Here is a 21,386-nt window from a genome sequence, read left to right as displayed (position 1 = left end):
TACGGGAACTGTAATGCCGCCGAAATTTCGTCGAGAGGGTCTTCGCCTGTCTCTGGCCGTCCTTGGAACGCTGCCGCTGGCCCACGCGGCAACCGCTGCAGACGCCGTGGTTGCGGCAGCCGACGCCGGCACGCTGCCCACCTCGACCGTCAAGGGCACGCGCAGCACGGCCAGCTACGACACGCCGATCGCCAATACGGCCACGAAGATCCCCGTGCCGCTGCGCGAGATTCCGCAAACCGTGAACGTGGTGCCGCACGCGGTGATCCAGGACCAGGGCGTGACGTCGCTCAACGAGGCGCTGCGCAACGTGCCGGGCGTGTCGGCCTCGCTTGGGGATGCCCAGCGCGACCAGGTGACCATCCGCGGGTTCTCGTCGATCAACGACCAGTACGTCGACGGCCTGCGCGACGACTCCCTCTACTTCCGCGACCTCTCCAACATCGAGCGCATTGAAGTGCTGAAGGGCCCGGCTGCGGTGCTGTACGGGCGCGGCTCGTCAGGCGGCATCATCAACCGTGTCACGAAGAAGCCGCTCGCTACGCCGCTGGCCGAAGCGGGCGTACTGGTGGGCACCGAGCGTCAGAAACGCGCCGAGCTGGACCTGAACACCTCCATCAATGACGACGCCATCCGCGCACGCATCACCGGCGCGGTGGAAGACTCGGGCGGTTTCCGCAACGACTACTTCCTGCGTCGCCAGGCGATCTCGCCGTCGTTCCTGTTCAACCTGTCGCCGGATACCAAGCTGACGGTGCAGTTCGACTACCTGCACGACAAGCGCATCGCAGACCAGGGCGTGCCCGCCTATCACGGCCGCCCCGCCAACGTGCCCATCGAGACGCGGTACGGCTCGGCCGATGCAGGCGCCGGCAATGTCGAATCGACGGTCAAGAGCGTGACTGGCACGCTGGATCACCGCTTCAACGACGAGTGGTCGTTCCACAGCGTGGTGCGCAATTACGAGTACTCGCTCGGCCGCAACAACTACACGACCGTGCGCAGCGTCAACGACGGCCCGATCCCGACCGTGACGCTCAGCGTCAACCAGCGCAACCGCAGCGATCGCGGCACGGTCTGGCAGAACGAACTGACGCAGAAGGCGGAGACCTGGGGCATCCAGCACACGCTGCTGTACGGCATCGAGCTCGGCTACCAGGACAAGAGCGACCGCGTGGCCGCGGCCCCGGGCAATTTCACGGTCAACCTGTTCAACCCCGTGCTGCCGGTGCTGCCCACGGTGCCCGCCAACGCCACGCCCACCAACTACGGCCTCTCGCACAACGAAACGTATGCCGCGTATGTGCAGGATCTGATCAAGTTCTCGCCGCAATGGACGGTGCTCGCCGGCCTTCGCTACGAGATCCTCAAGCAAAGCCGCGACGACCTCACGCCGAAGAACCAGGATCTGGCACGGACCGACAAGCCGGTCAGCCCGCGCCTGGGCGTGGTGTACCACCCGGTCGAGCCACTCTCGCTGTACGCGTCGTACAGCCGCTCGTTCCAGCCCCTGGCTGACAGCTTCACGTTCTTCCCGAACAGCGGTGCGCTGGCTCCGCAGCGGACCACCAACTACGAGATCGGCGCCAAGTACGACCTGTCGGCCGGCGCGAGTGTGACGGCGTCGCTGTTCGATATGAAGCAGACCAACCTGACGGCAGCAGCCCCGGATAACTCTGGCCTCGGCGTGCCTATCGGTACACAGCGCACGCGCGGGCTGGAGTTGTCGTTCACGGGTGAAATCGTCAAAACCTGGTCCCTGATCGCCAGCTATGCCTATCTGAACGGCCGCCTGGACAACCCATACGACCGGAGCGCCGGAACGGCCGTCACGGGCAATCAACCCTCGCTCACACCGCGGCATAGCGGTTCGCTGTGGCTCAAGCATGATCTGCCGAACGGCTTCTACGTGGCAGGCGGCGTGCGTGCCGAAGGCGCGCGTTATGCGTCGCAGTACAACCTGACGACGCTGCCCGGCTACATGACCGTCGACCTCGGCGCCGGCTACCGCAGCAGGCACGTCGACGTCACGCTGAACCTGCAAAACCTGTTCAATCGCGCGTACTACGTGTCGGCCCACGGCGGTGCCGAGCACTACAACATGCCGGGCGCGCCTCGCATGGCGCTGCTCGGCGTGCGGTACAAGATGTAAGCGTCCAACAGGCGAATGGCGATGCTGCGACGGGTGCTCTTCCGCCTGCACTGGCTGATCGGGTTGTCAGCCAGCTTGGTGCTGGCCATCGTCGGCGCCACCGGCGCGCTGATGGCGTACGAAGACGAACTCCTGCGCGCCCTCAATCCCGGCGTGCTCACCCTGCCCGCGCGCAGCGGCTCCGCCCTGACGCTGCCGCAGGTGGCCGCACAGGCGCGCGCAGCCATGCCGCAGCGCCCCGTCACGTTCATCACCGCCGCATCCGACCCCACCGAGCCGTGGCGCGTCTGGTATGCTTGGCCGCCCGGCAAGCGCGGCGGCAGCAGCCGCGGGGAACTGCGCTACATCGATGCCGGCACCGGCACGTTGCTTCCCGAGGCGCGCGGCCAGCGCTTCTTTGCCACCGTCAAGCTGCTGCACCGCACGCTGCTGGCGGACGAAGTGGGCAAGCAGATCGTCGGGGCGAGCACCATCGCGCTGGTCGTGATGGCGTTGTCCGGCCTCTATCTGCGGTGGCCGAAACGCGTCGCGAACTGGCGAAGCTGGCTCATGATCCGGTGGAGCCGCGCGGGGCACATCCGCTGGTGGGATGTGCACACCGTCGTCGGCACGCTGGTGTTGCCGCTGTATCTGCTGGCCGCGTTCAGTGGGCTGTATTGGACGTATGACTGGTACCGCGACGCGTTGCAGCACCTGGCCGGCATGCCCGTCACGGTCAAGGCGAAACCGATGGAAGGCCCGCGACAGCCGCTCGAAACTGCGGCAATTGAGCGCACGTGGAACGCTTTCCTTGCCAACGCGTCGAACTATGGAACCGCCACCCTGCGTATCGACGATGCCCGCAGCGGCAAGGTCGATATCAACTGGCTGCCCGCCGATGCTCCGCATGACCGGGCCTTCAACCGCTTGACGCTAGACGCCGGCACCGGCGCCGTCATCCGCAACGAATCCTTCGCCGACAAGCCGCCGATGCAACGCCTGCTGGCGGGCATGTTGCCGCTCCATAATGGACGCTACTTCGGGCCGATCGGCATCGTGCTAGTGTGCATCGGAGCATTGATGCTGCCGGTGTTTGCGGCAACGGGGTGGTGGCTCTATCTGGATCGGCGCCGACGCGCCCAACCGCAGCGCAGACAGGCATCTGCAGCGACACGTCCTTGCTGACAACGTAGGGGCGTAGACGCGATGCCAAGCGCCTCAACACAACAAGGACAAGACCATGGTGATCGAGAAATCCCGCAACCTTTGCCTGCGCCCGCTGGAGCGCAATGACCTGCGCTTCGTACACGAGCTCAACAACGACGCAAAGATCATGCGTTACTGGTTCGAAGAGCCGTACGAAACCTTCACCGAACTCTCGCAACTGTACGACCGCCACGTGCACGACCAGCGCGAGCGCCGCTTCATCTGCGAAAACGATGCCGGCGAGGCGGTCGGGCTGGTCGAGCTGATGGAACTGAACTACATCCACCGCCGCGGCGAATTCCAGATCATCATCGCGCCGGGCTGGCAGGGCCGCGGTTATGCCTCCACGGCAACGCGCCTGGCCATCGACTACGCCTTCATGGTGCTGAACCTGCACAAGCTGTATCTCGTGGTGGACGTGAAGAACGAAAAGGCGATCCACATCTACGAGAAATGCGGCTTTCACCGCGAGGGCGAACTCGTCGAAGAGTTCTTCAGCAACGGCGTGTATCACAACGCGCTGCGCATGTGCGCATTCCAGCGCGACTACGTGGCCTCGCAGGCTGCGCGCAACTGACGCCCGCCCACACCACGGCGGCCTGGCCGAGGGGCTAGGCCGTCGTCAGCCAGGCTGGCAGCTCCCGCTGCCCAGCCTCGGTCACTGCAAGCGCGCGCGAATGCTTCTGGCGCGCGAGCCAACCCAGCGCAATGCAGCGCTCGGCCACAGCGGCTCCGAGTGCACCGGCCAGATGCGGCCGGCGCTCGCTCCAGTCCATGCAACCGTAAGCAAGGCGACGGCGCCCCGCGCGCAGTGCAGCCACGTCGATGCCGATGGCGGCAAATGCGTGCGCTCCAGCCGGCGTGACGTCGTATTCGGCATGGGTGTCGTCTTGCTGCACGATCCAGCCGCGCGCGAGCAGCCGCGCAGACACGTCCGTACCCAGTTCTCCCGCCAGATGGTCGTAGCACAGCCGTGCGGCACGCAGGTTCTCGGGGACGGTCGAGCGGCGTGGGTCGGCCGGCTTTTCCGGCGCCACGACCAGCAGCGATTCGATCAGCTCTGCCACGGCAGGCGAGCGCAGCCCGAAGTACTTGTAGCGCCCGCTCGCGAGGGACGTGATGAGCGCGTCCGCCTCCAGCCGCCTCAGGTGCGCACTGGCCGTCGCGGGTTCCACGCCGGCTCCGTAGGCGAGTTCCTTGGCGGTCAGCGAGCGGCCCTCCATCAACAACAGCAGCATGCGGATGCGGGTCGGGTCACCGATGGTGGCCGCTAGCCGGCCGATATCGGGTTGCGTGGCCGCCAATGCGGCGGTGGACGATGCGGTCATGGTTCGATGCAGACCAAACTGTTGGCGCGTGACAGGCACGCGGCCGGTTCAGACAATGGGAGCCATCTTACTCCCGCCCCTGCTGTCCGACTGCACGCTGCCTCGCCATGGACATTGCCATCGCCCCACCCATCGACGCGCTGCAAGCCGTCACGCATGCCGATCCCGCGCCCTATTACGCGCAGCTTGCCGCCACGCGTGCATTCTTCTTCGATGCCGCGCTGGGCTGGTGGGTCGCCGCCAGCGCCAAGGCGGTGGACACCGTGCTCGGCAGCGATGCCTGCCGCGTACGGCCCGCCGATGAACCCGTGCCAAACGCGGTGGCTGCCTCGCCCGCAGGCGCATTCTTCGGCCGGCTCGTGCGCCAGATCGACGGCCCCGAGCACGGCATGCGCAAGGCCATCGTGATGGCCGTGCTCGGCAAGCTGGACACCTCGGCACTGGCAGCGCGCGCGCGCCGCCAGGCCTATGCCGCGCTGCCTGATACGGCGCAGCTCGATGCCGCCCTGGCTGGGGACGCGCACTTTCGCGTGCCGCTCGCCACGATGGCGCAGACTCTGCTCGGCGATGCTGCCGATGCGCCGGCATGCCACGCCGACATCGCTGCCTATCTCGCAGCACTGGGCCCTGCCCCAGATGCGGCTTCTGTCGCCCAGGCCGACGCGGCCGTCCGGCGCCTGCATGGCCGCTTCGAAGGCTCGCCGCTCGTTGCCGGCAATGATGATGCCGAGGTCGACAACCTCGCTGCCCTGCTTGCGCAGACCTATGACGCCTGCGCGGGGCTGCTCGGCAACTGCATCGTCGCGCTGTCGCGCCATGCGGCCTTGCGCACACGGCTGCGCGCCCAGCCCGGTGCCGTTGAACCGTTCGTGCGGGAAGTGCTGCGTCACGACGCACCGGTGCAGAACACGCGCCGCTTTGTCCAGCGCGACGTCCAGTTGCTGGGCCAGCACGTGCAGGCCGGCCAACGGATTCTCGTGCTGCTGGCCGCCGCCAACGTGGACGCCGCCGTGAACCCGGCGCCGCTGCGTTTCGATATCGACCGCCCCGCACCGCGCCTGTGGACGTTCGGCGCCGGCGTACACCGCTGCCCCGCCGAAACGCTGGCCACCATCATCGCGCGCGAAACGGTGCGGCACCTGCTCGGCCTGCCGGGCATCGATCGGTGGCTTGGCAATCTCGGCGAGGTGACCTATCGTGCCTCGCCCAACGCCCGCATCCCGGTGTTCAGCGCCTGAGATGCGGATCACTCCTCCAACAAAGAACTCGCCATGATCGCCGTCATCTTTGAAGTCGTACCTGCGCTGGGCCAGCGTGATGCTTACCTGAACCTTGCCGCGCATCTGAAGCCGCTGCTGGAGCAGGTGGACGGCTTCATCTCGGTGGAGCGCTTCCAGAGCATTGCGAACCCCGACAAGATGCTGTCGCTGTCGTTCTTTCGCGATGAAGAGGCCGTCCGTGCGTGGCGCAACCTCGAGCAACACCGTCAGGCCCAGCACGCCGGCCGCGAGCGCGCCTTTGCCGACTACCGCCTGCGCATCGCCCACGTGGTGCGCGACTACGGCATGACCGAACGCGACGAGGCGCCCACAGACAGCCGCGCGGCGCACACCTGAGCAGGCTCCCGCGGGCGATGTGACGCCATTTGCCCTTGCCGGGCATCGACTTTGCTATGTCGTTTCAGAGACAGCATGCCGCTGCGCGCCCTGCTGCCGTATCGCAGGGGCCGCTCGCCTGCATGCGCAACGATTGCAAAGGAATTGTCATGTCTACCCCTTTTCACGAGGCTGAGCGTGAACCGCAAGTCGCTCCACCACGGACCGTGCAGAGCCCGGTGCGGTATGCCGTGGTCGGCGCCGGCTGGATTTCGCAGGCCGCTTTCCTGCCTGGCGTGGCGCAAAGCGGCAACTCCGTCGTCACCGCGCTGGTCACGGGCGACTCGGCCAAGGCCACCACGCTGGCCAGGCGCTACGGCATCAAGCACGTGCACGGCTATGCCGACTACGAGCAACTGCTCAGCGCCGGCGAGGTGGACGCCATCTACCTCGCCCTGCCCAACGACATGCACCGGCAATACGCGCTGCCCGCCTTGCAGCGCGGCATCCACGTCCTGCTCGAGAAGCCCATGGCCACGAGCGAGGCCGATTGCGAAGCGATGATCGACGCGGCCCGCAGCGGCAATGCCAAGCTGATGATCGCGTATCGCCTGCACTTCGAGCCCGCCACGCTGGCCGCCATCGAGCTGGTGCGCTCGGGCAAGCTGGGGCGCATCCGCGCGTTCTCGGCCATGTTCAGCCAGTCCGTCGCGCCGTCCAACCATCGCGCGAGCCACGGCTACTGGGCCGGGCCGGTGTCGGACATGGGCGTCTACCCCATCAACGCGGTACGCAACCTTTTTGGCGAGGAGCCGGTTGAAGTCTCGGCCTGCGGTGTGCGCGACCCCGACCTTCCCTTCAACTTCGACGACACCGTCAGCGTGACGCTGCGCTTTGCCGACCACCGCATCGCGCAGTTCGTGGTCTGCTACAGCGGCGCGAACATCGATCAGTACCGGATTCTCGGCACCAAGGGCGATCTGGAGGTCTCACCAGGCTTCACGTTTGGCGTGGGCTTGCGGCACCACCTGACGCTCGACGGCAGCACGCAGGAACAGGTGTTCGAATCGACCGACCAGTTTGGCGGCGAGCTGCAGTACTTCTCCGATTGCATTCTGAACAACCGCGAGCCCGAACCCAACGGCGAGGAAGGCCTGGCAGACGTGCGCGTGCTCGCCGCCATCGAGCGTGCGCTGGAATCGGGCCAGCCGCAAAACCTGGGGCCTTTCCAGCGCCAGCGCCGCATGGAGGCGTCGCAGGTGCGCAAGCTGCCGCCCGTTCCGGCACCGGAACTCGTGGATGCGGCCGAGCCGAGCAAAGGATAAGGAAAAGAAAACGCCCGCAACGAACAGCGGGCGTGGGGGTTACAGCTTGATGCGCTGCATGGCGTCGCGCATGCGCAGGCGCGTGGAAACGTCGGAGTTGTTGCTGCCGGAGCCGTCGGTTTCCATGGCGTTGTCGCAGCGCAGTTCCGTGGCCTCGCCGCTGTCGGTCAGCGCGCAGACGCGGTGGGTCCAGCGGTCCCACACGAACACATCGCTGCCGGCCTCGCCCGAGAGCAGCGGCTCGAAACGGTACATCCACAAGTAGCCGATACCCAGCAGGGTAAAGACCAAGATCGCCATCCAGGACGCTTTGATTCGGCGTCGCATTGTCATTTCTCCTCGCGGAGCCACTGCGCCGGACGCGTCAGACTGTGCGTCGCCAAGCCAAAAGCGCTGTGCTCCGAGTGGCGAATCGTAACATGGGCCCTTCCCGCGTCCGCCCAAGCCCGGCGCGGTGATGCGGCAGCGCGACACCATCAGGCGCATCAGTTGAAGACGTCTTGCCGATACCGTCCGGCCTGCATCTGCGCCGCGAGCCAATCGGATGCCGTTGCAAGATCGCTGCCATGGCGCGCCTGGTGCATGCGGATGAGCGTGTCGCGCACGGCCGGCGCCATGGCCCGCCCGTCGCCGCAGACGTACAGCGTGGCCCCGGCATCGAATGCCGCCCACACGGCGTCACGCGCATCCCACAGTGCATGCTGTACGAAGCGATGCGGATGACCGGGCACGCACGAATATGCGGGAAAGACGCGCACCACGCCTGCGTCCTGCCAAGCACGCAGCGTGTCGCGGTACAGGAAGTCGTGCTCGGGATGGCGGCAGCCGAAGCACAGCAGCGACGTCGCCACAGCGTGCCCTGCGGCCTGCCGGGCGGCGCGCTCTTCGAGAAAGCCGCGAAACGGCGCGATGCCCGTGCCGGCGCCGATCAGCACCATCGGCGTGCTCGCATCCGCCTCGGGGGCGAACGGCGGGTTGGGCGTGCGCACGGCGGCGGCGATCTCCGCACCGGGCCGCAGCTGCATCAGATAGTTGGAGGCCGTGCCGCGATACATGCCCGCACCGGACCACGCCGGGCCCGACACCATGCCGACCGTCAATGACACCACCTGCGGCGACACACGCGCCGACGAAGCGATCGAATAGAACCGTGGCCGCATTGCGCCAAGCCGGGCCAGGAACGCCTCCAGCGACAGCTCGATCGCCGGAAAGCGGATCAGCAAATCGAGCACGCTCACGTGCGCGGCCTGCACGTCCTGATCGAAGCGCCGCGCCGCCTCATCGCCCTCGAGCCACACGGCAAGCTGCCCGCGCGTGACCGGACAGCGCGTGGCCGCGTGCAGCGCTGCGATATCGCGCACCGTGGCGGTGTCCTGCAGCTCGACGAAGTCGCGCAGCAGCTGGCGCACCGACACGGGCTGCTCCAGCGGCAGATGCCGGACATGCGCATGGCGCGCGGTGAGCGTGACCAGTGCATCGGCCTCCAGGCCGAGTCGCGCGATGGCGGCATCGACGCGGTCATCGGCATTGCGCGGGTAGACGGCGAGGTGGTCGCCCGTGGCATAGGTCTCGCCGTCCGGCAGACGCACGGTGATGTGCCGCGTGGGCCCGCGAGGCGCTTCCTGCGTGAAATCCCACAAGCCCGTCGGGTCGCTGACCAGTTCATCGTTGCCGAGCACTGTCACAGGTCGTGCCGTGGGCGGCAGTGTGGCCGCGCGAACGGCGTCCGGTGCGACATACCGGACGCTGACGGACGCACCCTCTGCGTGCGCCTCTCGGGCACCGAGTGCGCTCCATAGGCCGCGTATCCACGCATCGACCGCGGCATCGAAACCGGCGTTGCCGTCGGCCTCGCCGCGCGGCACGATGGCTTGCGCGCCGGATGCCGCCAGCATGGCTTCCACCCGCTTCGGAAACGCCTGGAACGCAGGCCATTGCGAGTTGCCGCAGCCCAGCACGGCGTAGCGCAATGCGCTGGCCTGCGGCACGCGCGCGCCGCTCGCGTCGAGCCTGGCTTCGAGGGTGCGGGCGCTGTCCGGCGCCCGGCCGTTATACGTCGCGGCCACGACGATGAGCGTGCCGTGCTGCGGCAGCGCATCGGCAATCGTGTCCAGCGGCGCGACCTTGGCATCAAAGCCCGCGCGCGACGCCGTGGCGGCAAGCTGCTCGGCAATGTCCTGGCATGTACCGAGGCTGCCGCCGTACAGCACATGCATCGGTTCACCGCCGCCGGCCAGCGCGGCCTCGGCATCGGGCTGCTTGGCAGCATCGACGCGCGCGGGCATCGCCACCGACAGCCGCTCGTGCGCATTGCGCCGCCGCGCACGCAGGCGGAAGCCGTCTGGCTTGAGGGTCAACGTCTCCTTGATCCGGAAGCCGTAATCGTAGGGGTCGGACAACGCGAAGCGCTGCAGGATCACCGCGAGCGCCAGCTTTGCTTCGGTCAGCGCAAACTGGCGGCCGATGCAGGCACGCTCGCCGTTGCCGAACGGCTTGTATGCGTGCGGGTGCAGGCGGGCCTCGTTCTCAGGCAAGAAGCGGTCGATGTCGAACACTTCAGGACGCGCCCATACCGCAGGGTCGCGATGCAGCCCCAGCAGCAGCGTCACCACGCGTTGGTCCTTGCGGATGACGTAGCGGCCGCCGATGCGCGTGTCTTCATACGGCGCCACGGCAAAACTCGGGGCGGTGGGCCACAGGCGCAGCGTTTCCTTGAGCACGCGCTCGAGCACGTCGAGCCGCGCCAGATGCGCATACTGCGGCACCGTGTCGCCAGGCAGCACGCGGTCGACTTCGGCATACGCCTGCGCCAGCACGGCCGGATTGCGCAGCAGCATGTACAGCGCGAAGGTGAGCAGGCCGCTGGTCGTTTCGTGCCCCGCGATCAGGAACGTGATGACCTGGAAGCGGATGTTCGTGTCGTCCAGCGGCTCGTCGGTCACCGGGTCGCGGGCGTTGAGCATCAGACCCAGCAGGTCGCTCGCGGCGGCGGCACCGTCCGGCGCATGGCGACGCGCGCGGATGACCTCGTCCACCAGCGCGTGCATGGCAGCCACGTCCTGCGCAAAGCGGCGATGATGCTCGCGCATGAACCGGTCTTTGAGCGGCAGGCGCGTGAGCTTGCCCATGGCTTCGGACAGCACGCCCACCATCGCCGCCAGGAACGGATGCAGCTCCGGCGTATTGAACGAGTCGAAGCGGTATCCGAAGCCCGCCAGCGAGATGGTGTCGAGCGTGAGCCGCGTCATGTCGTCGGCCACGGCGATGTCCGCCTCGGGGCCCTGGCGCGCCCATTTATCAGCCAGTGCGTTGGCCACCTCGAGCATCACGTCAAAGTAGCCCTTCATCGCGCGCTGGCTGAATGCCGGCAGCAGGATGCGGTGCGCCTTGCCCCAGTTGGGCTCGTCGTGGTGTGCGGTGAAGAGCCCGTCGCCAGCCCCGGCACGCAGGAACGACAGCGGCGGGCCGATCAGCTTGCGAAAGCGCGTTTCGTCACTGAGCTCGGCCACCAGGTCGGCGGCGTAGACGAAGGGCACGCGGCGGCCGGCAAAGTCGAGCTGGTAGAGCCCTTGCGGAAAGTGCCGGCTGGTTTCCAGCAGCGTCTGGGCAAGGCGGTCCTTGGGCAGTTGCAGCAGATTGCCCAGCCAGGGCAGCCCCTTGGGCTGCGGGATGGGCTCGGCCTTGGGGTCAACCATGGCCGACACGTTGGCGGGCAACTCGGAGGCAGAGCGCATGCGTGGTCGACGGCGGGAATGGGGTTAGGAGCCCTAGCCAATGTACGCGCCGCTTGCGAGCGACGGCAAACACTGTCGCCGTGTTTGGAAATCGCCCCCTAAAAGTGCATCGGGCGACCCGTGGGCCGCCCGATGTCGCGTTTCATGCAGTCGCGCTCAGCGACGCCGCTGCTGCGAATTGAACGGCGCATTGACCTGCGCCTCCAGCTCGCGAATCTGGCGCTGCAACGCCTCGACACGGGCGCGCGCGGCGCGGCGTTCGGCGTCCAGCGCATCGGCCTCGGTGCGGGCGACCTTCTGGCGCTCCAGTGCCTGGGCCTGCTGCTGGCGCTGGATGTCGAGATCGGTGCGCAGGCCGCGCAGCCGTTCTTCCTGCGCGGCGATCTGGCGTTCGGCGCGCTCCTTCTGGGCCTCGAGACGGATCCGCTGCAGCTCCAGGTCGGCCATGGCACGCGTCTGCTTGGCGAAGTCGTTGTACAGGCGCTCCGCAAAGGCCTCGTTGGTGGTCTTGACGACGCGCCAGAGGTCTTTCTGCTGAAACAGCGTCACGTAGTACGTCAGGTCGCTCTGGGCAAACAGCAGGCTCGCGCCATAGGCACCGTTGTAAGTCGTGCGCAGCTCCGACAGCTCGCGGGCCTGCATGCGCTGCTGCAACTCGTGCACGGCACCGCCGGCGGCCGACGCTTCAGCCGGGGCCTTGCCGTTCGACGCGGCCGGTGCACTGGCGGCCGCCGGCGCGGCCGGCTGGCCCACCGTGGCTGTCAATGCAGGCACGGGCGTGCCGGCAATCGGTGCAATGGCGGTGGGCGGTGCAGCCGGGCTCTGTGCCACGGCCGATGTGCAGGCGGCTGTGCCGCCCATGATCGCCACCGCGGCGGCAACGGCCAATCCCCTCTGGAACGCCTGTTGCGGCGCTTTCCCTGACTGTTTTGTTGTTCTCATCTCGACACTGTGGATTCTGCGCAGGTGTTGCAGCCGAAAACTATACGCGATCCGCCGCCCGAGTGGCACGCGGGCCCGCCCCAGGGCCGTGGGGGTGTTGTTTGGCGTCACTCCAGCTCGCGCAGCTCGGTTTCGCCGTCGGCAATCTGGTATTTGCGCATCTTTTCCCACAGCACCTTGCGGCTGATGCCGAGCGTGGCGGCGGTGTCCTGGCGGCGCCAGTTGTTGGCATCCAGCGCGGCAAGGATGCGGCGGCGCTCTTCTTCGCCGCCATTGCCGCCGTTGCTCCGCTCCCCGTAGGAGCCATTGCCGGCCTCCCGCTCGAAGGCGTCGCGCTGCAGGCCGGCAAACAGCGGCAGGATGCGCGCTTCGTCCCAGCGGCCGAACTGGCGCAGGGTGATGCCGATGCGCTCGGCGAGGTTGCGCAGCTCGCGCACGTTGCCCGCAAAGTAGGCGCGGCCGACGGACGCCCGCACCCACTCGGGCACCGGGGGGATGCTGTCGTACACCTTGTCGCCCAGCAGGTGCCGCAGGAAAGACAGCAGCAGCGCGACCTTGTCTTCCGCGCCGCGCTGTTCCAGGCTCGGGATGCGCAACTCGATCACGGCGAGGCGGAAATACAGGTCGGCCCGGAACTTGCCGGTGGCCACCATCTCGCGCAGGTTCTTGTTGGTGGCGGCCACCAGGCGGAAGTCCAGCTTGACCGGCACGGTGTAGCCCAGCCGCGTGCACTCGCTGTCTTCCAGCACGCGCAGCAGCTTCACCTGCTGATACAGCGGCAGGTCGCCGAGTTCATCCAGGAACAGCGTCCCGCCGTTGGCCTGCTCGAAGTAACCCCGGTGTGCGTACATGGCCCCGGTGAACGCGCCCTTGGCATGGCCGAAGAACTGCGATTCGAACAGCCCGTCGGGAATCGCGCCGCAGTTGACCGCCACAAACGGGCCCTTGCCGTACACGCTGTTCTTGTCGTGCAGCAGGCGCGCGATGCGCTCCTTGCCTGCACCGGTTTCGCCGTAGAGCATGACGTTGCTGTCGCAGTCGGCAAACGTATCGACCTGCTCCAGCAGCCCCTGCATGGCGGGCGATGCGGCCACGAGATCGCTCTGGTCGCGCGCCTCGTCCTGCGAGGACGACAGCGCGGGCAGCACCTTGCCGATCTGCGCGCGCAGCTCGGTCGCGCCAAAGTCCGGCCCCAGCACGTGTGTGTATTCGGGCGGGAAACGGCTCGGATCGTGCTGCGTATCGGCGGCCACCCAGATCACGGGCATGCCCTGCGCGGCCTGCCAGTCGAGCACGGTAAAGCCGCCGCTTTCGACCACCGACGCGCTGATGATCGCCACGCTGGGCTTCAGGCGCGGCTCGGCCGGCTGGAAATCGATGCCGCCGGCACGGATCACCTCGGCGCCGAACGGCGCCATGAATCGTGCCACGCGATCTGCAATGTCGTGGCGGCCTTCCCAGACGAAGATCTCAAGCGCTTCGTACGCCCAGCGATCGGTTTTCATGTCGTCGCTTCCCTGTCAGTAGACGAGCTCGACGGCGTCGCAGCCGAGCGAGAGGAGTTTGATGTCGGCGTAGCCGAGCTGGATGCCGAGGGCGCCGAGCAAAGGTGAGAGTCCGGTGTCGAGTGTCTGGCCGATGGCCGCCACAACGGGCGCAAGAATCAGCTTGCCGGCGTCCCCGAGCGGAATGGTGCCCACGAGCGGAAGCGTCGCGTTCAGCTGAAGTTGATTCAGATTGCTGTTCAAGATGGAACTGAAGACCGCCGGCGTCGCAACGCGCGGTGGAGACTTGCCACCCGTATCCGTTTGGGGATTCAAGCCGATCTGGCTTGCTGCAATCGTTTCGTCGCTCCAGTTGGAATTGGCGGTCGGCGACACATTGGCCTTGATGGTCACGGCTCCCAAGGGCCCTAGATCCACCAAAGGCGCAAACGGCGCCGTTGCGCAATTCATGGCGCCATTCACCGCGCTGGCTGCACCCGCTGCAATGCATAACGACACGGGCTGAGGCTGGACCGAGATGGTCGCGGTCGAATTCTTGCGAGGGATCGTGCAACTGGTCGATTTTGCGTGCGCCTGTGCTGCTGCAACCTGTAAGCCGATCGGCAAGTCGAGGCCGGCGAGAAGCAGATTGGCATTCACGTCCAACCCCAACCGCACCTGCGCCGTGCGCGCCTGCGTTTTCCACTGCCCCGCATTCGGCCCCGACAGGAACTGGCCCGGCGGCCCGACGGCGATGACCGGCGGCTCGATGATCTTCAATGACAGCTTGACGGAGCCGAGCCCGAGGAGGTTCAGCGTAACGGGGCTCACATTCACGGCCGACTTGCTGTTGGCAATCTGCGCAGCGGTCGTCAGCAGGTCCAGCACATTGACCGTGGCGTCAAGTGCAGCCTTTTCGTTACCGGCCAGCGCCAGCACCTGCAGCAGGCCCGGCGAAGATGCGCCGCCGTCGCCAATGTTGATCGGCACGTTGAGGTCGCTGCCGAACGACAGCGCGTTGCTGGCCCCGGCACCGCCCACCGACAGCCCGGCCAGCCCCGACTGCGAGGCCACCGACACCATGGCGTTGAACAACGTCCCGAGGCTCGGCGACAGTGCGAGCAGCTCCTGCATCGACCCCGCGCCGAGCGCCACCGCCAGGTCGCCCAGCCGGATATTCGTCGTGGCAAGCCCCTGGTAGGAAGCCGCGTCCAGATTCAGGTTGGTGTGCAGCAGATAGCCGAGCAGCCGGTTGAGCAGACCGTTGTCAAGCGACGCCAGCCCCGAGCCAAGCGAGAACGCCACGATGGACGTGTTCTTGGCAATGGCCGTCGCCTGCAGCGTGCGCTGCCCGATGGTGAAGAAGTACGGCACGTTCTGCGACACCGTCACCTGCACCGCATTGGTGTTGCCGTCCACAGCCGACTGCGCCGTGAAGTAGGTCGGCGCGGTCCCGGTGGTGGCATCCCAGACGCCGGGCGCCGCCGTCAGCTTGACGTTGTTGCCGTCCACCGTCAGCCCGTTCTGCTGCACGGCGAGTTGCGCGGCATTGGGAACATCCAGGCGCTGCGCTGCCGCCATGGCCGCCAGATCGGCCGCCCGCTGCAGCGCCCGCTGCGAATAGAACAGGTTGCCGATATCGATCGACACGAGCACCGCCAGCCCGATCGTGGCCACAAAGGCGGCCGTCATCACACTGATGGCGCCATGCAGGCGGCGCAGCGTGACGATACGCGAGGGGCGGATGGCGGGCCGGTTCACGATGCGCTCGGTCAGCGGCCGGATTGCTGGACGAAGTTCACCGTGGAAGCGCGCGTGCCGGACTGCGTCTGCGTGAGCCCCGGCATGGGCTGGGTGAATGAATCGAGATAACGCTGATACCCCAGCACCGCCACATCACCGCGCAGCGGAGCCGGTTCTCCGGCATACGTCCCCTCGCGCTGGGCCTTGAGCAATGCGCGCGTCGCGTCGGCCACGTGGTGACCGACCTTGGGCGCCTCGGGCTCGGCCCCCGGCTGTGCCGAGCCGCTGAACCCCTGCGCAGCCACCGGCCCCGCGGCAAGCCATGCCGCGACGCCTGCGGCCAGAAGCATCCGATCGATCATTGCGCAACCTCCAGGGTGTCGAGCAGGCGCCCGCGCTGCAGCGCAAGCGGATGGTTGGATGGGCGAGCGGCCGGCTGCAGCGTGGCCACGGCACGCGGGGCCACCGGTGCCGCCGGAGCAGTCTCGCGGGCGATGCGCCGATCGCGCCAGGCACGCATCACCTGCATGGCATCGTCGTCGATGGCCTTGCGTGCGGCCGTGCTCAACTGTGTGTGCGCCGCCAGCGATGCGGCTTCCTGCTTGCGGTCATTCACCGTCAGCCAGATCACGAGGTTGCCGGCAATCTTCGCGCTCGATCCGGCCATCTGCTGGGCCTGCATGAGGGGCACCCGGGCCTGCTCGACTTCGCCGGCGCGCATCAGCGCGTAGCCGTAGTCGCTCACGGTGCTGGCGTCGGTGGGATTGGCCTGCGCGGCCACCTGCAGGAAGCGCGCGGCGTCGGCAAAGTTGCCGCGGCGGCCGGCGGTGATGCCAAGCCCCCGCCACGCGCCCGCATTCAACATGGCGCCCTGCGTGCCGGCGCCCATGGCCGACGTCGCGGCGATGACGGCACGGTAAGCCGCTTCAGCCGCGGCGGCCTGGTCGGTCTCGCGCAGGGCATCGGCGCGCAGCAGCTGCATCTCGGGCACGCGTCCGTAGCGCTGCTCATAGGCATCGATGTGCGCCAGCGATGCGTAATACAGGCCCTGCTCCTGCATCTTGCGGATCAGCGCCTGATACGTGGCCGGGCTGCTGATCTCGGCCTTCTCTTCGCCCTGGCGCTGGCGGGCCATCTCGATATCGGCGTCGGTACGGCGGCTCATGTCCGACGCAGCCATCGAGCCGCAGCCTGCCAGCACCAGCAGTGCCGCCATCGGCCATGCACGCCGGGCGCGTGCGGCGATCTGGGTTGTCCTCACCTCAACCTCCTCCTGCGACGTGTTTCAGGCTGCGCATCACGCCCATGAACCCTGGGCCGGCGGTGATGATGAGCAGCGCCGGCAGCAGCGTCATGACCATCACCGCGGTCATCTTGACGGTCAGCTTGCCGATGCGCTCTTTCATGCGCGCGCGGCGGTTTTCCTGCAGGCGCAGGCCGAACTGCCGCAGCGGCTCCTGCACCGCGCCGCCAAAGCGGTCCACCTGCGTGAGCAGCGTGATCAGCCCCTTCAGGTCTTCGTTGTCGAACAGGCGGGCGATGCGCAGCAGCGTCTGCTCGCGCGGGCGGCCCGAGGCGAACTGCTGGTTGGCCCGGCCAAACTCGCCGGCCAGCACGGGCAGCATCCCGGGAAATTCATTGGCGATGACCTGCAGGCTCTGGTCGATCGACAGCCCCACCCCCTGCAGCAGGCGCAGCATGTCCACCATCACCGGCATCTCTTCGTCGACGCGCCGCCGGCGGTCCTGCGAGCGATGCTTGAGGTACCACTTGGGCGCGAGGTACCCGATGGCGAAACCCATGAACGCCCAGAGCAGCGCCTTGCCCCCCGTTGCGGCCAGCACGAAGCCCACTATGGCCAGTAGCGGCGGCAGCACGATGCGCAGACCGCCGAACACGGTGCGCGCGTGTTCGCCGTAAAAGCCGCATTCCTCCAGCAGCTTGCTGTCTTCCTCAGTGAGGATGCGCTGGCCCAGCGGCGTGTCGATCCAGCGCTGGCCGACCCTGGCGATCTGCTGCTGCAGTTGGCGCGCCTCGCGCACGCCGTGCGCCGGTACCTTGGTGGCAGGCGCTGCCGGCACAGCCGGGGCCGCCGGCGCGGGTGCCGCGCCTGCTGCTGCCGCCCGTACATTGGACAACGCTGAATCAAGCTTGCGCACGCTGCGCTGGCGCATCAGCACGGCGCGAACCGCGATGCCGCCCAGCAACAGCAACCCCGCCGCCGCGGCGGTCAGGCTCAGGGTGAGAAACACGTCATCCATGCCTGCTCCTAGACCGACTTGGCCAGCTTCGCCAACGCCAGTCCTCCGATGACCTCGAGCCCGAACGCCGCCATGATCAGCATCTGACCCACGGGATCGCGCCACATCGACATCACGTAGTTCGCGTTGAACATGACGATCAGGCCGCCCACCACCACGGGCAGCAGACCCAGGATCCAGGCCGACAGGCGCGTCTCGGCCGACAGCGCGAGCAGTTCGCGCTGGGCCTGCTGCCGGTCGCGCATGAAGGCCGCGGTGCGCTCCATCACGATGTCGGCGCGACCGCCATAGCGCAGCGACAGCCGCAGCACGGAGGCGAGCAGCACCAGTTCGGTCACGCGGTACTGTTGGCCGACCGCCAGCACGGCGGCATCCAGATCCTTGCCGGCCCGCTGCATCTGCGTGGTGGAAACGAGGCAGTTGCGCAGCGGCGGCTCGGTGTTGGCGCTGGCGGCCTGGAAGGCGGCCGGCACAGCGCTGCCGATGCTCATCAGCCTTACCACGCCGTCGAGGAATCCCGGCAGCTGCTGTAACAGCCGCTCATTGATGCGCCGCGTGCGGTTCCAGAACCAGAACACGGCGATGAGCGCGTACAGCGCGAGCGCCATCACGGCCGAAAGTACGCCCGATGCCGCCCAAGCAACGAGCGCGAACACCAGCGCCGGCCCAATCAGCAGCATGTAGAAGCTCCGGGTGGGCTCGATGTCTGCGCGGCGCAGCGCATCGTTCCAGGCGCGGTGCAGCGAATCCGGCACGCTGGCCGGCACGGCTTCGGCATTCGACTGATAGCGGGCGTTGATCTGCTCGGTCTGCACGCGCACGAACGCGCGCGACGCCTCGCGTTCGCGGCGGCGCGCAGCCTCGGACCACAGCATCAGCGCGCCGCCCACGAAGGCCAGCGCCAGGCAGCCGAACCAGAGCGCCTCAGACATGGAACCGGCCTCCGCCGCCGAATCCGCCCCCCATCCCGCCACCCATGCCGCCCATCGCGCCGCCTTCCAGGCCACCGTTGCGCAGGCGCGCCAGCTTGGGCGAATGCGGCTGCAGGCCGAGCGCGGTCCAGCGGTCGATCTCCTCACCGTCGGGGCCGACATAGGGCTCGTAGCGGTACAGCTCCTGTGTGGAGATGATGTTGTCGCCCAGTCCCGTCACTTCGGTAATCGACAGGATGCGCCGCTTGCCGTTGGACAGCCGCCCGATCTGCACGATGAAGTCGATTGCGTTGGTGATCTGCCGGCGCAAGCTGATTTCGCTGCCCTGGAAGCCTGCGAAGCCCGCGAGCATCTCGAGCCGGTACAGGCACTCGCGCGGGCTGCTGGCGTGGATGGTGCCCATCGAGCCATCGTGCCCGGTGCTCATGGCCTGCAGCATTTCGAGCACTTCGCCGCCGCGCACTTCGCCCACGATGATGCGGTCCGGGCGCATGCGCAGGCTGTTGCGCAGCAATTCGCGGATCGTCACCGCGCCGGTGCCCTCAAAACCGCCGGGCCGGCTCTCCAGACGCACCACGTGCGGGTGGTTGAGCGACAGCTCGGCCGTGTCTTCGATGGTGATGACGCGCTCCGAGGTCGGAATGTGATACGCCATCGCATTGAGCAGCGATGTCTTGCCCGAACTCGTCCCGCCGCTCACGAGAATGTTGCAGCGTGCCTGCACGGCGGCCTCCAGCAGCGCGCCGATCTCGGGGCTCATGGTGCCCAGGCCGAGCAGGTCATCGGGCTTGAGCGGATCCTTGCGGAACTTGCGGATCGACACCACGGGCCCTTCGAGCGCCAGCGGCGGAATGACCACGTTGATGCGGCCGCCGTCGGGCAGGCGCGCGTCGACCATCGGGTTCGATTCGTCGAGCCGCCGACCGATCGGGGCGAGGATGCGGCGCACGATGCGCAGCAGGTGGTTGTTGTCGGCAAAGCGCACCGGAATGCGCTCGAGCACGCCGTGCCGCGACACGTACACATCCAGATGCCCGTTCACGAGAATGTCTTCCACGGCCGGGTCGGCAAGCAGATCCTCGATCGGGCCGAAGCCGGCCAGCTCCTTGGTGAGCGCCTCTGCAATCTGGCGCACTTCCGTCTCGTTGACGGGAATGCGGCGCACGCGGGTGAAGCCCTCCACCTCCAGATCGACAAAGCGCTGGATGGCGGTGCGCGACCAGCGCCCGAACTCGGCACCGAGCTCTTCGATGCGCGTGAGCAGATGCTCGTGCGCGGCTTCCTTGATGTCCTGGAACGCCTGCGAGACGGCAAACGCGCCGTGGCCGGCGTCCGTCTGGTTGGAGAACTCGATGGGTTGTGTCATGTCGCGTTCCGTCCGGTGGTACCGATATCCAGTTCAGTGGCCTCTGCCGCTTTGCGCCGGAAGCGGCTGCCCAGGCGCGCGCCGAGCCCGGTCACCCAGTTCTGCACGCCCGTGGCGCGTTCGCCCTGCTCGGCGTAGCCCAGCGTTTGCGCGATGCCCGCGAGGGCGCGCACATACGCATCGCCCGGGTGGCTCTCGGCCAGCGTCGCGCCCTGGTTGGACGCAATCACCAGGGCCTCGCGCCGGTTGGGCACGGTCAGCACCGAGGGAATCTCCAGCCGCTCGGCAATCTGCGCCGCATCCAACGACAGGCGTGTGTCGAATTTCGAGATGGTCAGGTGCAGGTGGTCGCGGTCGATCTCGCGCTTCTTGAGCTCCTGCATCAGCTCCGCCGCCGAGACGATCGCGCCCACGCTCTGCTCGGCCACCAGCATCACGTCATCGGCCGCCTTGACGAGCTGCGCGATGAAATCAATGTTGCTGAAGCCGCCCAGGTCCACGACCTGCAGGTCGAAGAAGGTGCGCAGCCGGTTCAGCAGCCCGAGCGCCTCCGAAAACGAGATGTCGCGCATCTCCGCCAGCGAAACCGGCAGCGGCAGCACGGCGAGCCCGCTCGGGTGACGCGACAGCGCCGTCTGCACGAACACCTGGTCAAAGCGGCGCAGGTTGCGCACCGCCTCAACAAAATGGAAATGCGCATGCACGTTCAGGTACAGCGCGCCATCGCGCAGCGGCTGGCCGAGGTCGAGCAGCATCACGTCGCTGGCCGACGTGCGCCGCACGAGCGTGGCGAGGTTCGTCGCCAGTGTGGTCGTCCCCACGCCCGGGCGCGCCCCGAGGATGGCCAGCACTCGCCCGCGCCTCGTGGGCTCGGCGGACGCGCGCTCGGCCAGCAGGCGGCGCACCACACGCACTGCCTCGGCCGGGGCGCCATCCACGTCGATGAAGTCCTTCACGCCTGCGCGCAACGCGGCCAGCATCGCGCGCCCGTCGCTGGCCGAGCCGACGGCCACAAGCGGCAGCCCCGGATACAGCTGCGTCAGTTGCGCCACCAGCTGCGTGGCCTCGCTGATGGCGTCGGTGCCTTCGCCGAGCTTCTGGTCCTGCTCGGGCGCGGCCGCGGAGTCCGGTGAAGAGGCGAAGCGCACGAACACCACTTCGGGATTGACGGCGGCAATCTGCTCGAGAAAGCCGTCGGGCCCGCTGGTCTGCGCCACCAGCACGCCGAGCTCGCGGATGGCGCCCGCCAGCCAGCGGTGGGCCGCTGCCGATTGCGCGTCGCCCTGGGCGCCGTAGGTGCCGCCATGCAGGAGAAAGTAATCCATGCCCGCCCCTGCCC

The 21,386-nt window shown here is 67.5% G+C and carries 18 protein-coding genes; 6 read left to right on the top strand and 12 right to left on the bottom strand.

What is annotated here, in order from left to right:
- Nucleotides 1–13 precede the first annotated feature (13 nt).
- From TK49_RS21980 to speG, 3 genes are read left to right on the top strand one after another with little or no spacing between them, the layout of a single operon-like run.
- Entirely contained in the window at nucleotides 14–2,152 is a 2,139-nt protein-coding gene (locus TK49_RS21980) for a TonB-dependent receptor (RefSeq protein WP_045220059.1), read from the top strand.
- A 21-nt stretch (nucleotides 2,153–2,173) separates the two neighbouring features.
- The gene (locus TK49_RS21975; RefSeq protein WP_045220058.1) at nucleotides 2,174–3,316 is read left to right on the top strand and encodes a PepSY-associated TM helix domain-containing protein; all 1,143 of its coding nucleotides are present in this window, start codon (nucleotides 2,174–2,176) and stop codon (nucleotides 3,314–3,316) included.
- A gap of 55 nt (nucleotides 3,317–3,371) precedes the next feature.
- A complete protein-coding gene (speG, locus tag TK49_RS21970; RefSeq protein WP_045220057.1) occupies nucleotides 3,372–3,914 on the top strand; it encodes a spermidine N1-acetyltransferase in 543 nt (180 codons plus the stop codon).
- A 34-nt stretch (nucleotides 3,915–3,948) separates the two neighbouring features.
- Here speG and TK49_RS21965 read toward each other — a convergent pair whose 3' ends face one another.
- Nucleotides 3,949–4,665, bottom strand: coding sequence for an ArsR/SmtB family transcription factor (locus TK49_RS21965; protein ID WP_045220055.1), 717 nt, complete (start codon nucleotides 4,663–4,665; stop codon nucleotides 3,949–3,951).
- Between the two features lie 107 nt (nucleotides 4,666–4,772).
- Here TK49_RS21965 and TK49_RS21960 point away from each other — a divergent pair, with 107 nt between their 5' ends.
- The 3 genes from TK49_RS21960 to TK49_RS21950 all read left to right on the top strand — a co-directional run bounded on the left by TK49_RS21960 (nucleotide 4,773) and on the right by TK49_RS21950 (nucleotide 7,585).
- Complete coding sequence (locus tag TK49_RS21960; RefSeq protein WP_045220053.1) at nucleotides 4,773–5,903, top strand: cytochrome P450; 1,131 nt, start codon at nucleotides 4,773–4,775, stop codon at nucleotides 5,901–5,903.
- 33 nt (nucleotides 5,904–5,936) lie between these two features.
- Nucleotides 5,937–6,281: an antibiotic biosynthesis monooxygenase family protein gene (locus TK49_RS21955; RefSeq protein ID WP_045220050.1), complete on the top strand. Its 345-nt coding sequence runs from the start codon at nucleotides 5,937–5,939 to the stop codon at nucleotides 6,279–6,281.
- Between the two features lie 149 nt (nucleotides 6,282–6,430).
- Nucleotides 6,431–7,585 (top strand): Gfo/Idh/MocA family protein, encoded by a 1,155-nt coding sequence (locus tag TK49_RS21950; RefSeq protein ID WP_045220045.1) that lies wholly within the window; start codon nucleotides 6,431–6,433, stop codon nucleotides 7,583–7,585.
- Nucleotides 7,586–7,624: 39 nt separating this feature from the next.
- Here TK49_RS21950 and TK49_RS21945 read toward each other — a convergent pair whose 3' ends face one another.
- The 11 genes from TK49_RS21945 to TK49_RS21895 all read right to left on the bottom strand — a co-directional run bounded on the left by TK49_RS21945 (nucleotide 7,625) and on the right by TK49_RS21895 (nucleotide 21,372).
- A complete protein-coding gene (locus TK49_RS21945) occupies nucleotides 7,625–7,912 on the bottom strand; it encodes a hypothetical protein (RefSeq protein WP_045220043.1) in 288 nt (95 codons plus the stop codon).
- Nucleotides 7,913–8,070: 158 nt separating this feature from the next.
- Nucleotides 8,071–11,319 (bottom strand): bifunctional cytochrome P450/NADPH--P450 reductase, encoded by a 3,249-nt coding sequence (locus TK49_RS21940; protein WP_045220042.1) that lies wholly within the window; start codon nucleotides 11,317–11,319, stop codon nucleotides 8,071–8,073.
- Nucleotides 11,320–11,475: 156 nt separating this feature from the next.
- Nucleotides 11,476–12,261 (bottom strand): DUF2968 domain-containing protein, encoded by a 786-nt coding sequence (locus TK49_RS21935; RefSeq protein ID WP_045220041.1) that lies wholly within the window; start codon nucleotides 12,259–12,261, stop codon nucleotides 11,476–11,478.
- 107 nt (nucleotides 12,262–12,368) lie between these two features.
- Nucleotides 12,369–13,766 (bottom strand): sigma-54-dependent Fis family transcriptional regulator, encoded by a 1,398-nt coding sequence (locus TK49_RS21930; RefSeq protein ID WP_045220040.1) that lies wholly within the window; start codon nucleotides 13,764–13,766, stop codon nucleotides 12,369–12,371.
- A 15-nt stretch (nucleotides 13,767–13,781) separates the two neighbouring features.
- A complete protein-coding gene (locus TK49_RS21925; RefSeq protein ID WP_240480036.1) occupies nucleotides 13,782–15,506 on the bottom strand; it encodes a TadG family pilus assembly protein in 1,725 nt (574 codons plus the stop codon).
- Between the two features lie 11 nt (nucleotides 15,507–15,517).
- A complete protein-coding gene (locus TK49_RS21920) occupies nucleotides 15,518–15,850 on the bottom strand; it encodes a DUF3613 domain-containing protein (RefSeq protein WP_045220038.1) in 333 nt (110 codons plus the stop codon).
- A complete protein-coding gene (locus TK49_RS21915) occupies nucleotides 15,847–16,704 on the bottom strand; it encodes a tetratricopeptide repeat protein (RefSeq protein WP_045220036.1) in 858 nt (285 codons plus the stop codon). The genes TK49_RS21920 and TK49_RS21915 overlap by 4 nt, the downstream gene beginning before the upstream one ends.
- Before the next feature lie 46 nt (nucleotides 16,705–16,750).
- Nucleotides 16,751–17,749 (bottom strand): type II secretion system F family protein, encoded by a 999-nt coding sequence (locus TK49_RS21910; RefSeq protein ID WP_045220034.1) that lies wholly within the window; start codon nucleotides 17,747–17,749, stop codon nucleotides 16,751–16,753.
- 8 nt (nucleotides 17,750–17,757) lie between these two features.
- Complete coding sequence (locus tag TK49_RS21905; protein ID WP_045220032.1) at nucleotides 17,758–18,681, bottom strand: type II secretion system F family protein; 924 nt, start codon at nucleotides 18,679–18,681, stop codon at nucleotides 17,758–17,760.
- Nucleotides 18,674–20,047 (bottom strand): TadA family conjugal transfer-associated ATPase, encoded by a 1,374-nt coding sequence (locus TK49_RS21900; RefSeq protein WP_045220030.1) that lies wholly within the window; start codon nucleotides 20,045–20,047, stop codon nucleotides 18,674–18,676. Before TK49_RS21900 ends, TK49_RS21905 begins: the two co-directional genes overlap by 8 nt.
- Nucleotides 20,044–21,372 carry a CpaE/TadZ family protein gene (locus TK49_RS21895; protein WP_045220028.1) on the bottom strand — a complete coding sequence of 443 codons (1,329 nt, stop codon included), beginning with the start codon at nucleotides 21,370–21,372 and terminating at the stop codon, nucleotides 20,044–20,046. The genes TK49_RS21900 and TK49_RS21895 overlap by 4 nt, the downstream gene beginning before the upstream one ends.
- Between the last annotated feature and the right edge of the window lie 14 nt (nucleotides 21,373–21,386).

The sequence above is a fragment of the Ralstonia mannitolilytica genome (assembly GCF_000954135.1).
GTDB lineage: Bacteria > Pseudomonadota > Gammaproteobacteria > Burkholderiales > Burkholderiaceae > Ralstonia > Ralstonia mannitolilytica.
The sequence above is the reverse complement of the archived record's forward strand: the minus strand, read 5'-3'. Positions and strand labels throughout refer to the sequence as shown.

Excerpts from the sequence above, each read along its gene's own strand:
- TK49_RS21980 (WP_045220059.1), top strand. The coding sequence starts at position 14 with ATGCCGCCGAAATTTCGTCGAGAGGGTCTTCGCCTGTCTCTGGCCGTC.
- TK49_RS21975 (WP_045220058.1), top strand. The coding sequence starts at position 2,174 with ATGCTGCGACGGGTGCTCTTCCGCCTGCACTGGCTGATCGGGTTGTCA.
- speG (WP_045220057.1), top strand. The coding sequence starts at position 3,372 with ATGGTGATCGAGAAATCCCGCAACCTTTGCCTGCGCCCGCTGGAGCGC.
- TK49_RS21965 (WP_045220055.1), bottom strand. The coding sequence starts at position 4,665 with ATGACCGCATCGTCCACCGCCGCATTGGCGGCCACGCAACCCGATATC.
- TK49_RS21960 (WP_045220053.1), top strand. The coding sequence starts at position 4,773 with ATGGACATTGCCATCGCCCCACCCATCGACGCGCTGCAAGCCGTCACG.
- TK49_RS21955 (WP_045220050.1), top strand. The coding sequence starts at position 5,937 with ATGATCGCCGTCATCTTTGAAGTCGTACCTGCGCTGGGCCAGCGTGAT.
- TK49_RS21950 (WP_045220045.1), top strand. The coding sequence starts at position 6,431 with ATGTCTACCCCTTTTCACGAGGCTGAGCGTGAACCGCAAGTCGCTCCA.
- TK49_RS21945 (WP_045220043.1), bottom strand. The coding sequence starts at position 7,912 with ATGCGACGCCGAATCAAAGCGTCCTGGATGGCGATCTTGGTCTTTACC.
- TK49_RS21940 (WP_045220042.1), bottom strand. The coding sequence starts at position 11,319 with ATGCGCTCTGCCTCCGAGTTGCCCGCCAACGTGTCGGCCATGGTTGAC.
- TK49_RS21935 (WP_045220041.1), bottom strand. The coding sequence starts at position 12,261 with ATGAGAACAACAAAACAGTCAGGGAAAGCGCCGCAACAGGCGTTCCAG.
- TK49_RS21930 (WP_045220040.1), bottom strand. The coding sequence starts at position 13,766 with ATGAAAACCGATCGCTGGGCGTACGAAGCGCTTGAGATCTTCGTCTGG.
- TK49_RS21920 (WP_045220038.1), bottom strand. The coding sequence starts at position 15,850 with ATGATCGATCGGATGCTTCTGGCCGCAGGCGTCGCGGCATGGCTTGCC.
- TK49_RS21915 (WP_045220036.1), bottom strand. The coding sequence starts at position 16,704 with ATGGCGGCACTGCTGGTGCTGGCAGGCTGCGGCTCGATGGCTGCGTCG.
- TK49_RS21910 (WP_045220034.1), bottom strand. The coding sequence starts at position 17,749 with ATGGATGACGTGTTTCTCACCCTGAGCCTGACCGCCGCGGCGGCGGGG.
- TK49_RS21905 (WP_045220032.1), bottom strand. The coding sequence starts at position 18,681 with ATGTCTGAGGCGCTCTGGTTCGGCTGCCTGGCGCTGGCCTTCGTGGGC.
- TK49_RS21900 (WP_045220030.1), bottom strand. The coding sequence starts at position 20,047 with ATGACACAACCCATCGAGTTCTCCAACCAGACGGACGCCGGCCACGGC.
- TK49_RS21895 (WP_045220028.1), bottom strand. The coding sequence starts at position 21,372 with ATGGATTACTTTCTCCTGCATGGCGGCACCTACGGCGCCCAGGGCGAC.